General features: G+C 43.4%; 10 protein-coding genes. 5 read left to right on the top strand and 5 right to left on the bottom strand.

The window, feature by feature from the left end; translation table 11 throughout:
- Nucleotides 1-28: 28 nt before the first annotated feature.
- From FCV43_RS03185 to FCV43_RS20335, 3 genes are all read right to left on the bottom strand, one after another.
- Complete coding sequence (locus FCV43_RS03185) at nucleotides 29-3145, bottom strand: site-specific integrase (protein WP_136993991.1); 3117 nt, start codon at nucleotides 3143-3145, stop codon at nucleotides 29-31.
- A complete protein-coding gene (locus tag FCV43_RS03180) occupies nucleotides 3135-4754 on the bottom strand; it encodes a hypothetical protein (RefSeq protein ID WP_136993990.1) in 1620 nt (539 codons plus the stop codon). The genes FCV43_RS03185 and FCV43_RS03180 overlap by 11 nt, the downstream gene beginning before the upstream one ends.
- A 237-nt stretch (nucleotides 4755-4991) precedes the next feature.
- Nucleotides 4992-5147 (bottom strand): hypothetical protein, encoded by a 156-nt coding sequence (locus FCV43_RS20335; protein WP_170961594.1) that lies wholly within the window; start codon nucleotides 5145-5147, stop codon nucleotides 4992-4994.
- Between the two features lie 74 nt (nucleotides 5148-5221).
- Here FCV43_RS20335 and FCV43_RS03175 point away from each other — a divergent pair, with 74 nt between their 5' ends.
- The 3 genes from FCV43_RS03175 (at nucleotide 5222) to FCV43_RS03165 (ending at nucleotide 7518) form a co-directional block, all read left to right on the top strand.
- On the top strand, nucleotides 5222-6400 hold the full coding sequence (locus tag FCV43_RS03175) for a J domain-containing protein (RefSeq protein WP_136993989.1): 1179 nt from the start codon (nucleotides 5222-5224) through the stop codon (nucleotides 6398-6400).
- A 363-nt stretch (nucleotides 6401-6763) separates the two neighbouring features.
- Nucleotides 6764-7030 (top strand): DUF1778 domain-containing protein, encoded by a 267-nt coding sequence (locus FCV43_RS03170; RefSeq protein ID WP_113796373.1) that lies wholly within the window; start codon nucleotides 6764-6766, stop codon nucleotides 7028-7030.
- Nucleotides 7021-7518, top strand: coding sequence for a GNAT family N-acetyltransferase (locus FCV43_RS03165; protein WP_113796374.1), 498 nt, complete (start codon nucleotides 7021-7023; stop codon nucleotides 7516-7518). Before FCV43_RS03170 ends, FCV43_RS03165 begins: the two co-directional genes overlap by 10 nt.
- Nucleotides 7519-7607: 89 nt before the next feature.
- Here FCV43_RS03165 and FCV43_RS03160 read toward each other — a convergent pair whose 3' ends face one another.
- Nucleotides 7608-9311: an SWIM zinc finger family protein gene (locus FCV43_RS03160; RefSeq protein WP_170961593.1), complete on the bottom strand. Its 1704-nt coding sequence runs from the start codon at nucleotides 9309-9311 to the stop codon at nucleotides 7608-7610.
- A 191-nt stretch (nucleotides 9312-9502) separates the two neighbouring features.
- Here FCV43_RS03160 and FCV43_RS03155 point away from each other — a divergent pair, with 191 nt between their 5' ends.
- Nucleotides 9503-10858 (top strand): Fic family protein, encoded by a 1356-nt coding sequence (locus FCV43_RS03155; RefSeq protein WP_136993987.1) that lies wholly within the window; start codon nucleotides 9503-9505, stop codon nucleotides 10856-10858.
- Between the two features lie 809 nt (nucleotides 10859-11667).
- Here FCV43_RS03155 and FCV43_RS20595 read toward each other — a convergent pair.
- Nucleotides 11668-11838 carry a helix-turn-helix domain-containing protein gene (locus FCV43_RS20595; RefSeq protein ID WP_240697119.1) on the bottom strand — a complete coding sequence of 57 codons (171 nt, stop codon included), beginning with the start codon at nucleotides 11836-11838 and terminating at the stop codon, nucleotides 11668-11670.
- A gap of 140 nt (nucleotides 11839-11978) precedes the next feature.
- Between FCV43_RS20595 and FCV43_RS03140 the strand changes: the two genes are divergently transcribed.
- A complete protein-coding gene (locus FCV43_RS03140) occupies nucleotides 11979-13325 on the top strand; it encodes an ATP-binding protein (protein WP_136993986.1) in 1347 nt (448 codons plus the stop codon).
- Nucleotides 13326-14058: the final 733 nt, after the last annotated feature.

The following is a 14058-nucleotide window of genomic DNA, read 5'->3' as shown; positions in this document are numbered from 1 at the left end:
CAATTTCCTTTATCGGCTGATGGCGTCGTCATTGACATTGAGCGGCGTTTGGTTTCTCTATGTCATTCATGACTCTTGCTGTGTGTGTTTGAAAATAGGTCAGATACTCATAGATATAATGCACCGTTTGCGGTGATAGTGTGATGCTCTCCCGAGGGGAGAGTGCGATATGAAGCTCTGTACTTCCTTCGTTTTTCTTAGTGATAAGGACCGTATCTTTTTCATCGGCAAAGCGTTCATGGATGTTTTTCTTTTGTCGCGTCGGCTCTGTCTTTTCATTCACCATGAGGTTAAAGGTCGAGTGAAAAAACTGAAGCTCGGGTACTTTAAAGGCCTCTCGAAATAGGGTGCCATCCTTTTGGTTTGTCGACATCTTGATTAAAATATGCGGCTTTCCATCATCGTCAATCAGCTCCATATGTCTCACTTTACCTATGGCTTTCTCCCATTTTTTGCGTGAAACCTCAGGCTTATGCTTGTTGGAGTAAGCCCAAACGGTGCTGATGTCTGAAATGAGGAAGCGGTCTTTATTGTGATTGAACTGCTGGCAAAAAAGCGTCTTAAGTAAACTGTGTTGAATACTCGGAAAAGGGCGACAATCCGGTTGATTTGCACGTAACGCTTTATCGGATAGCTCCGTAAGCAGCGTAGTTAAGTGCGATGTTGCTACGGTGTTGGGCTGGCCCTTGGGCTTTGGTGGAAATAAGTGGTTGCGAAGGGCCTCTTCAGAGAATAACAGTGGGTAATGCTTCTTTTCTTCGGTTGAAAGCTGCGCGTATTGCGCGTCTAACTTCGCGATGCGTCGAGAAATATCGTTCGATCCTTTCTTCAATCCCAAGAGCCAGCAGAGCTCTGCTCGAGTGTAGTGTTTGCCTTCTTTTTGATTGCCGGTTTTGCGATAAAACGGGTAGAGCCAATCAATGCCATGGACATAGTGCTTACGTGTCGTGGCGTAGTGTTTATGCCCGATTTCTCGAATGAGCTCTTCAAACAACACATTATCATTAAGGCTCAGCGTGTCCTGCAGTTCTAACCAATGTTGAAATTGCGCTTTCAATACCTCTTGGGTCATCAAAGCGTGCAGTTTGGGCGGTAATCCCATATCGACATCAACGACATAGCTGATGAAATGCAGGCTTTGTAGAAGATAAACCGAAGTGCCAGAATGCCTTAAATGATGAAAGCGGGCATCTTCACCACAAATCGCTTTAATCGCTTTGGTGGCGGGTAATAAGTAATGCTGCTGTCTTGATGTCGTGCTTTCATTTTCAAAACCAATGAGTGGCATCTGTGGGGAACGGCTGGTCATGCCCTCGCGAGCGGACAATCTCGGTTTGAGTTTGATGCACATACGAATGAGCGTGGCAAACTCAGGGGGAAGGTATACGTGCACCCATCGTGATTGTCTGCTTTTCGTTTTGCCTTCCTTCGTCTGGGTTATATGCAGCGTAAAGTATTGATTATCATCTGAACCATGATTCGGGACGGATTTTTGGGCGGGCCAAATGTCTTTAATTCTCAGTCGTATTATCTCACCGCGTCTGAGTTTGCCAAAATACGCAAGAATGACCGCCGATGCGCTGAATAAGCGCTGCAAGAAATGCCCTTTTGTATTGCTGACTAAGGCATGAACAATGTGGTGTAACGCGTCAATAGAGATGAAATTGGCGTCCACATTGATGGGAACTGTGGGGTTGTGCAGTTCGTTTAAATTGATGTGGTCAGTTAAATCTTGCGTCGTTAAAAATTCAAAAAAACGACGGAGTTTTTGTTGTGAACTGGGAGTGGTGAGCTTGGCATACGTACAGTGTGCCCAAGCCATGAGTTCATCGTGGTTTTGACTCGCTTCAAAGCTTAATGGGAACGGCTCGAGTATCTTCTTTAATCCTGAATATTGAGCCAGCGTACTATCGCCGAGATTTTTAACCCGCTTACCTCCGAACAAAATAAGATTTCTCACAAACAGGGCAGCAAGTTGAGGCAAGACATTGTGCACTTGCCATTTCGTCACTTCGTAGTTTGTTGGCTTGGTTCCGTTTCTCTTAAAATCATTTAATAGCGCCTGGTGAGGCCACTGTTCTTTTTTGCCTGTCTCGATTTTTTCATACCACTTGTCATCCCAAGTTTGTGTATAAATATCATCGATCTGTTTTTTTTGATTGGGAATGTAAGGGCTTTGTAGCTCATAGGCCACATGTCTGGTCGGGTAAGCGATGTCTTTTAAGAGCGTTGGCACCACATCGTCGCGGTAATACCAGACGGCTTGAAAGAGAAAATGCAATTGTCTCTTGGAACAAAGATGGGTGGATGCTCCCACTATAGAAGGTGTCTCAGCGCCAGCGAGCAGTTGACCAGTGAAGGTATGAAGCCGGTCTCTGAACGGATTGAGTCCCATTGAGGCATGAGAAAGCGTGGCCGCCTTTTGTTCGTAGAAGGTGGTTAAGGCGCGATAAACTGAGAGCGGTAAGTGGTAGCGAGTAAACGACGCGTCATCGGCTTCTTTATCTGGCCGGCCTTTACTTTGGCGGCCTTGGATGTGTATTAGGCGCAGATAGAGACGGTTATCTATGATTTCAATACAATCTGGCGACGTAAGTATGTGATGGAGATAGTCGATGGGCAAAGGGGCCACTTCTAGCGCGACGATTAACGCGACCTGCTCTTGACTAAGCGGAGTTCTCTTTTTATAAAAGGTCTCTAAAAACGTGTTGTACCCTTGAAGAAGGCGATAGGCCGCATGCGCATGAGACGTGATGTTTTCAAAGAGTTTGGCGTCGTGATCGACCAGTTTTTTTTCTTCTGTTTTCGGTATTTCCCACCCAAGCGCATGGTGCAGGTACAGTAAGATGGCGGTCAATGCGTTTTGGTAATTCGATTTGAGTCTTGCCGGTTGGTGTGTCCATTGTTGTCTGATGTCACTTAACGTGGTTTCCGTGACTTGACGGCGGGATTCTTGAGTGTTTGGCCAACGGTGTAACACCCACTCTATGGCGTCTTCTGATGGCGTTAATGCATGGTTTTGCTGCGTGTAATGCACAATGTGCTGGATAGAGAGCGCATGCAAGAGCGAAGTAGAGGCTTGGATGGCGGCTTTATCGTCTTTATGGCTGGTTGAAGGCGCGCTGCGCGCTGCGTTATCTGACATAGCACACCTTTTGTAAGTTAAAGTTCGAGGCAATACGATTGACGTGTTGGACGAGCTGTTGACGATGCAGGGGGAAGATATGATCATTGCCGATATTTTCACCGAGGTTCGCGTGTCCCATCAGTCTATCGATTTGAGCGTTACTCAAAGAAGAGGGGGTAACATGTTCGAGTGCGAATTGAGCAAAAGTATGTCGTATCGAGTAGGCCACAAAGGTCGCCCCTCGTTGTTTTAAAAACTGGCGCAAGAGACTGGCAGAGACCGTTTGCGCCTTTTGATTGTCATCGATCAGGTACCACAATACGTCTTTCTCTAACTGGAAAGCCTGCGCGGATAAACGCGACATTACCCTCTGTTGTAATCGCTGATATTGATGAATTTGCTCAGAAAGGTACTCATTGATGAAGATTTCACGATAATGCCCCTTATCGTACACACTCGCTTTTTTCCCTGGAAAGTAACGCCGAGACTCAATACTGATATGGTGGGTGGGGCGTACGCCAGTACAGATCAAAAAACACAGCGTAAGGTGATAGGTACATAGATTGTAATAAGAGATGAATGCGCTAAGGGAGGAATCTTCCTGACTCGCCACGGTGCGTGAAAGGATCTCTGTCTCTAATTGACGAAACAAGCTCGCTAATGTCACCACATCAACGCTCCTATTGCTTCCTATTAAGAGAGGTGTCTCCGCTGAACTTGGCTTGGATTCTTTTTCGCGATACTTGAGTTGCGTAATGTTCTGCGCTTTCAATGTCGCAGGGGTGGAATTAACTAATGTGGAATCCACAAAGTAGAGTTTTTCTGTTTCCGAGCGGTCTTTTGTTCGCCTTTCCACGGTAAATTTTTCTTCGAAGTTTAATGCTCTTATCTCAAATATTAAGCGTTCAATATAGCGTTCATGTGCTCGAAATATGTTGGCTCGTATTCGGTCACTGGATTCTTGTTGGTAAGACCGAGCATGGTCGTGATGAACCCTATGATGCTGATGAGTAAGCACATATCGAGGCAGTGCGGAGAGGCGATTGTCATTCTGAATGCAGATATTGAAATAGTTAATGAGGTTATCTTTTCGGCCCACGGACTGCTCTAATTCATCCAATCCGTGATATTTCCAGCGTCTCTCAATCATGGTTTTGAGTTCGGTTTTTTCTTTCAAGCTTAAAAAAGGACGTTCATAGTTACGCTGGGAAATAAATCGCTGAAAAAAGGGATTGAGTCGAGAGGGGACGGGTTGCCATAAATAGACGATATTATCTTTTACCGGGTAAGCCACGGCGTATTCAACCCAAGATGTGGACTCGTGCATGACGGTTCTAAACGCATTTTTTCGGCATGTTTTGTAAGCTTGTAGGCGGAAAAGATCAGGTAGTGTGTAGTTTGAGATCTTAGCGCTGTTTTCTTGTTTTCTTAAAGCCGAAAGTTCTCCAGTAAGCCATAGATAGATGAAAACAAAAAAGAACTTTTCGCGTTTTTCTATAGGGAATTGGCGGCGGTTCAAATTCTTGAAAATACGGGCAAGTGAAGTGACTGTATGCTTGGCTTCAGGGTAAGGAGTGCCACTTTGTTTGTTTCGATTTTTTCTTTTTTCGTTCGCAATATAACCCAAAGCGCCCACCTCAGAATGATCTTAGAGTGAAATGTTGTTCGATTAATGAACTGATATTTATAATAAAATCAAGAGTAATTTGTGAGGTCAAGAGAAATAAAGGAGGTCGCCGTTGTTTGTGCGGTAAATGTGAACTGGAATCCAGAAAAAAGTGAATCGCATAGCATCGGCCTGCCGGATGACACTGACAATATGGCATAAGAAGTAAAAGATACGCCCGATCTAAGGTGAAGCGTCTCAAGCCAGTACAGTGACTTGACTAAGGTTTATATCGAAGATAACCATATCCAATACCCAGCGAGTAGGGGCGTTATCTAGCTTCTTTTCACAACAAGCAATAATGTTACCGACCTTTAAGGTGATAGAGCCTAATAACCGGATAAGCATCATCAAAACCTTACCTCGGACTTTTTCGAACCATGAATTTGCGATAATCTACGAGTATCATTCTCAACGACTCGCGCATTATGACAACCGCCCCTCTTTCTTTTTTAGCAACGACCTCATCCTCCCCAAAGCAGAAGAATAAGCTTAACCAGTTATGGGAAGAGGTAGGAAAAAAACAACGACGTATCGATCGTTATCAAGCCAAGTTGGATGATTTTTATCATGACTTCAAAGCATCGGCTGAAAAGCAAGAGCAGGCAGTGTGCCGAGCGGCTGAGCAATGGATTCATCATCTGCTTACTTTTATCCCGCGTAAAACGATTAAAGGGCCGCAACGTGAAGCTCTGTACGATTGGATACAAGAAGAGTTAACCATTTTAGAGTCAAACCCCTTCAACCCTGTGGACTCGATAGCGTTACGCGAATCCTTCAACCAAGCGCTTTTGGCATTACCATCGAACCAAGCTGAAGATATCTTGATAACGGAAGAGCAAGTGGAGGGATTTCGCGAAGAGATATCCATGATGCTGGGTTACGAGCTGGATGTCAGCGATGACGAATTAATGGCCATGGTCAAGGATCCTCAGAAGTTTCACGATTATCTGCAAAGCGTGATGGCTGAAAAAATGGAAGAGGAACACGTTGAAGAGGATGGCATCGATTGGGGAGGTGAGGATTATTTCTCTCAAACCGATGACCAAGCACACTTCGAGCCGTCACATCATCAAGCGAGCAACGCGCTTTACAGCGATAAACAGATAACCAAGTTGTATCGCCAACTGGCCAAGCAATTACACCCAGATAAAGAAACGGACGAAGAGAAGAAGTCAGAGAAAAGCGCATTAATGCAGCAGTTATCACAAGCGAAGAAAGACAAAGATGTGGTGGCCTTGTTTATGCTGGCTCAGCAACACCTCCCTGAGCATGAGATGGTGATGGATGACGGTATGCTTGAGCGCTTAAAGATGACGCTGACTGAAAAAATTGAGCAATTAAATATGGATTATCAAGAGCTTCAGCATGGTGGTGATATCAAAAGTATCCTTTGGCAACGGTTTGGTGGGGGGAACAAAGCGTCACGTCAGAAAGGGTTACGAGAGTACCGTGATAATTTGCAAAAAGTAGCACAAGATCTCCAGGCTGAATGCCAAGAGGTCAAAACGGTTAAACAGTTACAGTTGCGTTTAAAGCAGCGTATTGAGATGTCCCGCTTTAACAATCCATTTTTTAAAATGGATCCATCTGAGTTGTTTGCCTGATTGTATTTGTGGTTCGATGTTGGTTTTAAAGAAGATGAGTGTCGAATACATAGAAAGTAAGGGCAGGTGATAATGGTAAGCTGGTGATAAGTTTATCTCAATCCCAATCCCAACCGTTGAGATAGATTAGCCGCACAAATGGTGCCACTTGACGTTACTGAAAATATGTTTTTTTGATTGGAAGGAAAGGTACACTGCGACTAAGTAGTGTACCTTTCCTTCAACAAATCTAGACCGAACATGGCGAATCTTCAAGGCATTGAAGAAGTAAAACTATGCCTAAAGGATAGATTGTATATCTATTGACTATACAGTTTGTGGCGATATAATTGTATACGTGATAGATATACGCAGGTAATTATTATGGCTACCAAATCAGCCCCAATCAATATGCGAGTATTTCCTTCCGTCCGTGATGTTATTGATGCAGCGGCAAGCCTACAGAAAGTGGATAGAACCGTATTCATTCAGCAAGCCGCTTTGAATGAAGCTCAAAAAGTACTGGCAGATCAGAAAGATTTCAGATTAGAACAAGAGGCATTTAACGCTTTTGAAAAAGCGTTTGATGAACCACCTAAAATTCTTGAGGGTGTTCAAGATTTATTCCAAAGGAAGTCGCCTTGGGATTGATTCAACCTCGCTTACTTAGAGGCAGTGATCATATCAATTCCTTTTGTTGTGGTGTTGAGTCTCTCGATCTGTGGCTTAAGAAACAAGCGCTAAAAAGTCAAAACCGCGGTAGTGCGAAAACTTATGTCGTCATTGATTCCGAAAGGAACGCGGTAGTGGGTTACTACGCTATCGCAATGGGCTCGGTATCAAGAGATATCGCTTTTAGTGCTTTAAAACGAAATAGCCCCGACCCAATACCAATGGTTGTACTGGCGAGACTTGCTGTTGATTTGAAATATCAAGGTAAACATATTGCAGTTGGTTTGCTCAAAGATTGTATTTTGCGCTCCGTGGCAGCAATGGAAGTGGTCGGTGGGGCAGGTATATTAGTTCATGCTTTGGACGATGATGCTCAGTCTTTCTATACAAAGTTTGGCTTTAAAGAATCGAGCATAGATCGATTGGTGTTGATGGCGAGAATCAGCGACTTAACCAAATCACTCTAGGCCTTCTGAGTTATAAACGTGAAGGCCGAGTCGCGCGATTGAGGGCAGCGTTGAGGTGCTCTCTCGCGCCTCGGAAAAGGCTAGCTGGTTTATTGAACCGTAAAACGCTCATCCAAATAGCGGATAAAGTTACGCTTTCTGCTCATTGTCTTTTTTAACTGCTTGACCAATCGGTGCCAGGTGAGGTCATGGTGCTCTTTATCGTCATTGGCCATAGTCTTAAATCGCGCAATGAGCTTTACCGCTTCGAGGTAGCCCCCATTATTTGTCTGTTCCACCTTGTTTACAATGGCCGTATGGTACAGCTGGCACGCCGTATCATAGTGTTCTGGGCTCAGAGCGTCCGCTATTTGAACGCCTAAGTGTGAGCCAATGGCCTCGTGGTGCGCCCACTCGAGCAAGATGTCGGTTCGATGGTAGTCCAGCGCCGTGTTGACCAGTAGCTCCACCCCCCTATTGTGACGAGCGCTCGATTTGACGTGTTTCAGTAGCCGCTCAATTACATCCGACTGTTGTTGTTCCCTTTGCTTTCTTTCGGTTGCCATTAAGGCCTGGAGCTCTTGTAACGTTGTAAAGTGAGGGTGCATTTCAAATTGTTGCCAACGGATCTGCCACGCTTTGGTATGCTGCCCTTGCGAAGTTGCCAACTCACAAGCGAAGTCAATGAGTGAGGAATGGTCAGGATTTTTAAGATCGTTTTCTGCCTGGATTAAGCATTGTTGGGCTTGTGAGTATTGTGAAAGCTTGAGGTGATACTGTCCCATCTTAAGCCAATCGTGCCAACGTAACTCCGTGTTGAGTAGCCAAGCAATGGCGTCTTGCCACTGCTCTTTAGCGGCGCTGGTATGAGAGTAGTGGCGACAAATCTCACTGGCGGTAGAGGGCGGTAAGTATTCTACCAGTGCGTCAGATTGAAGGGCTTGGGCTAGGGCTATACTGAGCGCGGGCGCTTTGTGATCCAGTGTCTTTAAGAATGATTCATCGATATCAATTTGAGCTTCAATAACTTGAATAATGAAAGATAGTTTATCTGTGAGTGCCGTGTCGCTGTCAGTCAAAGCGTCCATCATGTGCTGTGACAATAGCGCTAAGGTGGTCTGATAGCCACCACTGGTGGAATCGACGTAGTCGATACAGATGGTATTTAGGCGTCTGATCCCATGCCAAGCCACAAGGTAAGCATCTTCATTGGGCAGGCCTGCAAGGGCATGATCGAGTGCATGGAATTTATCATTCAATAAATCAAAGTAGACATGGGCTTCATCGTACTCCCATGCCGAGTCATAGGGTAAAGCCTCATCAATCAGGGCGATTACTTGCTTGGCGGTGAGCGACTCATTGTGTGTGCCCACATAGCAGCGGTATTGCAGAGCTTCAAACAGGGTTGGGTTATCGGTAATCTGGTTGTGAAGCATCTCAAGCAAGCGCTCTTTATCAAGTGAAGCAAGCCATTGGTACACCTTAACATCGTCCGGTAGAGTGAGAGCGGGCGCTTCAAGTGGTGTTTGCGCTTGTGCGTAATGTCCGCCATGTACCAGCAAGGTGGCGACGGCATGCTTGCAAATCGGCTGGTAAGCGGCCGCTGGGCATGTGCATTCAACGTTATCATGATCTGTGACCGAAACATCATACAGGTATGTGCCTTGTACCTGCGCGGTAATATGCCCGTTATGGTTATGGTAATGAAGAACGTGCCCGTATTTGGCTAGCCTCTCGCCACGTTCAAAGGTCGCAATACCTGCCCATTCTCGCAGTTGTCCTAGATTCATGTTTGTTTCCTTTAGAGATCTCATGTCGCTTAAGCTTCTTATCTTCATACACAGTGGAGATTAACGCGAAAGCGAATTGTTTCAGCGTAAGATTAATCGGCATTAATCTGAAAGCCTATATTTATTGTGACACAATATTTGTCACTAAACGATAAATGCGCCATAATTGTGACACTTAAATCAATAAAGATGTCACAATTAAAAGGGTGTCTGTCGTGAATAGGTTTGAAATCCAACGCTATATCGAGCAACAATCTCATCCTGTGTCCATTTCAGACATTATTATTGCTCATCCAGAGTTAATTCGTCGTACGCTTCAGCGCTGGCTTAACAAACTTATTGAAGACAAACAGATAGAAGCTATTGGTGACGGTCGTTCTCGTCAATACATTGCGCGCATCGTTAAAGATGAGGCCGCTAATTCAAGCCATAACGATCACGATAGCTTTCCCAAATCAATCCCACTTTCACCTGACAGTTATGACATTCTTCATTATCTAAGTAAGCCTATTTTTGAGCGTGATCCTGTTGGTTATTCACGTGATTTTTTAGATGACTACACCCCAAATAAAACTTACTACCTTTCTGACCCTATTCGCCGTCAGTTACACCGCATGGGAAAAACTATCTATGCGACACAGCCTGCGGGCACGTATGGAAGAGATATCTACAATCGTTTACTAATCGATTTATCTTGGGCATCCAGCCATCTTGAAGGGAATACCTATAGCCGACTAGACACGGTAGAGTTAATTGAGCATGGTCAGTTTGCACAAGGAAAAGACATCATCGAAACACAGATGATTTTAAATCATAAATCAGCGATTGAATTGTTGATTGATAATGTCGATTCTGTTGAGTTCAATCGTTTCACTGTATTGAATTTGCACAGTGTGCTTTCCGAAAACTTATTAGCGAACCCGTTTGATGAAGGACGAGTGCGCAGTCATGTGGTAGAGATAGGGGGCAGCGTTTATAAGCCAATGTCATCTGAAGAGGTGCTCGCTATCCAACTGGAGTCCATTCTTAATAAAGCGAACCAGATCCTCGATCCATTTGAGCAATCATTTTTTATCATGGTGCATTTACCTTACTTGCAACCCTTCGCTGACATTAATAAGCGCACCTCTCGTTTGGCTGCGAATATCCCGTTGCTTAAAGCCAACGTATGTCCTCTTACGTTCCTAGATGTCCCCGAAAAAGCCTACAGTAAAGCGGTGCTTGGTATTTACGAAATGAATAGAATCGAGCTTCTTCGTGATCTGTATTTATGGGCGTATGAGCGTTCAACAAAAGAATACTTAGCCGTGAAACAAGAGTTAGTCAAGCCTGATCAACAACGCCTGCAATATCGAGCGAAGATAAAGGAGATAGTGAAACAAGTCATACTAACACCGGAATCACCGCCCCTTGATATCATCGAATTACTGATAAGGCACGAGCAAGAAACGGATAGGAAAAACATTGGCGCCCTTGCATTAGAAGAGCTCAGACGAATTCACGAAGGGGTATTGGTACGATACGGGCTAAAACCGTCTCAGCTCGAGAAGTGGCGCCAATTGCACGGGTAGAAAAAGGTCTTCACCGCCATCGCAAGGGGAATATGGAGACAATGATCATTATTGAACTCTTCCCAATCGGTGGGAAGCCTTGGCTTATTGGAGGCTCGAATTTATGGAAAAGCAGACGAAAATACAGAATTATGAAGGTATGCTATCCCTCAGTGAATGGTTTGTATAACTTAGCACCGTTTTAGTCTCAAAATTTGAAGGCGCAAGAGGTACTTTGGTATCAAATATTGAATGCATTGTTATTGCTATGTATTTACATATCACATAGAAGATTCGTAAATTGATTCGAGTATCAAAAATAAGAGACGCCGAATAAGTATGCGTATCTTCAAAGTGATACGTAGTTACTTTCTAAGTATCATTTTATTCATACGGTAATACTTGTATGTATTGATTTTTCCGTACTAACTAGATTAGTTGTATCGCTTTATGAATACCCATCAATTAAAGGCTCATACCCTTCAATCAAACAGTCTGGAACATTCGCGTTCATTAACTGTCGAATTTTTTGCAGTTGTTCTGCATTTAGCTCTGGCCTATTTTTCAGTAGATTCCGAGTCCACTCATCATGTATTTGTTCTGTCTATCACGCTCTAAACAGGCCAGTGTTGGCCAAGTACATTAGGTAGCTTCGGAGTGGAGCTGGATACATGACACATGCGTCTAGAATTACAGTATATAATGCCATTAATGTTCCATATCCATATCCATATCCATATCCATTTCTTGGTCTAATGCAGATAGTTCAGCAAGATCAGCTAGTCTGTTCTCTTCTAGGCGGTTCTTGTTCTCCATAAGATCAGCATAAGCTACCTTTCTACGGTTGCCAGTACGACGTCACCTGAATCAAGAAGCTTAATGAAAGTAGGACGAGACATGTTTAGCATATCAGCACCTTCTGGCGTTGTGAGTTCCGCATGAATAGGTGTGATGCTAACAGAGTTGCCTTGACCTAATTGAGTAAGTACCTCGATCATCATATTAAATGCCAAAAGAGCACTTCATTAAGCATTATTAGTGTAAATATAGTTACTGTAATTATAATGACAGTAATTATATTTACACTAATAGCCTGGTGCTCTATTCTATTACCAATACGTGAAGTCAAAAGTAGAAATCAATGAAAAAATTTTATAACCGTCAGAAGGAATTAAAAGCTCTACAAACCGTTTCGGAGCAGATAGTAGAAACAAAGGGGCAACTTAGCGTAATGGTTGGGAGAAGACGCGTAGGTAAAACTCGCCTTTTAAACGAAGCTTTTCACCAAGAAAAGACCCCATTTCTTTACCTGTTCATAAGTCGAAAAAGTGAAAACGCTTTAGTGGTTGAATTCGCAGAAATCATCAATAGTGAGCTCGGTGTTAAGTTTTTCCAGCCCCAATCACTGCGAGATATCATTGAGTTCTTGTTGGATTATACAAAACAAAAGCCTCTGACAATCATTATTGACGAATTTCAAGATATCGACATCGTCAACCCTGCTCTATTCTCTGATATTCAAAACTTATGGGATGCAAATAAGAGAGACTCGATGGTACATCTAGTGTGTTGTGGCTCCCTATACAGCATGATGACAAAAATTTTCAAAGGCAAAGACGAACCTTTATTTAATCGTGATGATAAATTCTTTAAAATTCAACCTTTGCAGCCCTCTTACCTTGCTGAAATAATGAAAGATCACGCCCAATTTGATGCTGAAAATATGCTTCGATGGTGGTGTCTCTCTGGTGGAATACCAAAATATCTTGAGTGGCTAACCCGGTTCTCAGCTGAGAGTGATGACCTATTTGAGGCCGTAGTTTCCGAGTTCTCACCACTCATAAAAGAAGGAACCCATCGACTCGTTGAAGATTTTGGCTCAGAACATCGAATTTACTTCGATATTCTTAGTGCAATATCAAAAGGCAACACAAGCCGTGCTCGAATTGAAAACTTTTTAGATATGAGTGTCGGGGTTCATCTGGAAAAGCTTGATGAAGTTTTTGATGTTATTACCAAAAAGCGCCCGATCAGCTCTAAAGAAAACTCACGAGACATTCGTTACTCCATTTCTGATCCGTTTCTAAACTTCTGGTTTCGATTCATCCACGCCAACAAAAGCGCTGTTGAGATGGAGAACTACGAATACATCCGAAAATATATTAAACGAGATTTCACGGTTTACTCCGGCCTGGAATTAGAAAGTTTATTCGTCGCGATATTGGTTGAGTCAAAACAATTCGGAAAGATTGGGGGATACTGGGATGCAAAAGGTCACAATGAGATTGATATCGTCGCGATTAGTGACTTAGATAAGAAAATACTCATTGCCGAAGTAAAGAGACAACAAAAACGTTACAGTAAGGTCAAATTAATAGAAAAATCCCATGGCCTTTTGAACAAATTAAATCTAAAAGGTTATGACATTGAATATCGCGGATTTTCATTGGATAACTTAGTTGAAATAATGGAAGAGTATCAAGCGTAATCAGCACCTCTTCCATGAGCTTGAACTCATTTATGACCACCTAAGCCATGAAAGGATCGGATCCGCACCAGCCGTTTTGGGCTCTGAGTTAAGTGAGTCGATCATTCATTCATGGATCGAGGGCAGGGACGGTGTAAGGGCGTACTTGGGGCTCTCATTGAGCGCCTTTTTTATTGCGTCGGTACAACAAGCAGGTCGCAATTTTCACTGCGATTCACACTGTCTCAAAGGGCCTTCAGTTGCCACGATTGTGTCTCAGGGTGAAACGCTCATCTCTTCAAGAGGCTGATTTCATTTGTGTTTTCGGGGGCAATTCAAACGGCCCTAAGGCATGGCAGTATTTCACTTTAAGTTGTTGATTTTAAAGGTTTATATTTAAATTCCTAATGAGAGTCCCTAATGGTAGGTAGCCTTAAGGTCGTTTTTTGATCATATTTTAATTTCCTTTTAATACAGAAGCTTATGGTGGGCGTACGATAAGTCAAAATATTGGGTGAGACAGTTTTCTTTCAAATGATCCTTTTTTGAGACAGAAAGGATCAGCTCCAATAGGCGGCGAGATTAGACCTATTGGAGAAGTTATTGTTAATCTATTGAATGTAAAGGCTATTTTGGTGATTTTTTTAAAATGAGACAGTTGTAAAATTGTCGGTGGCTTATCTGGCGTCTTATTGTTGGCTTTTGTACCGCTTTGAAGTGTCTTTTGGCTATTTTATACCAATCCGGAAAACTA

It is taken from the genome of Vibrio genomosp. F6 (genome assembly GCF_005146325.1).
Lineage (GTDB): Bacteria > Pseudomonadota > Gammaproteobacteria > Enterobacterales > Vibrionaceae > Vibrio > Vibrio cortegadensis.
Note: the sequence above shows the minus strand (reverse complement) of the source record. Positions and strands in the feature narration are given on the sequence as shown.

Coding starts and splice junctions, on each gene's coding strand:
- FCV43_RS03185 (WP_136993991.1), bottom strand. CDS start 3,145: ATGTCAGATAACGCAGCGCGCAGCGCGCCTTCAACCAGCCATAAAGAC.
- FCV43_RS03175 (WP_136993989.1), top strand. CDS start 5,222: ATGACAACCGCCCCTCTTTCTTTTTTAGCAACGACCTCATCCTCCCCA.
- FCV43_RS03170 (WP_113796373.1), top strand. CDS start 6,764: ATGGCTACCAAATCAGCCCCAATCAATATGCGAGTATTTCCTTCCGTC.
- FCV43_RS03160 (WP_170961593.1), bottom strand. CDS start 9,311: ATGAGATCTCTAAAGGAAACAAACATGAATCTAGGACAACTGCGAGAA.
- FCV43_RS20595 (WP_240697119.1), bottom strand. CDS start 11,838: ATGATGATCGAGGTACTTACTCAATTAGGTCAAGGCAACTCTGTTAGC.
- FCV43_RS03140 (WP_136993986.1), top strand. CDS start 11,979: ATGAAAAAATTTTATAACCGTCAGAAGGAATTAAAAGCTCTACAAACC.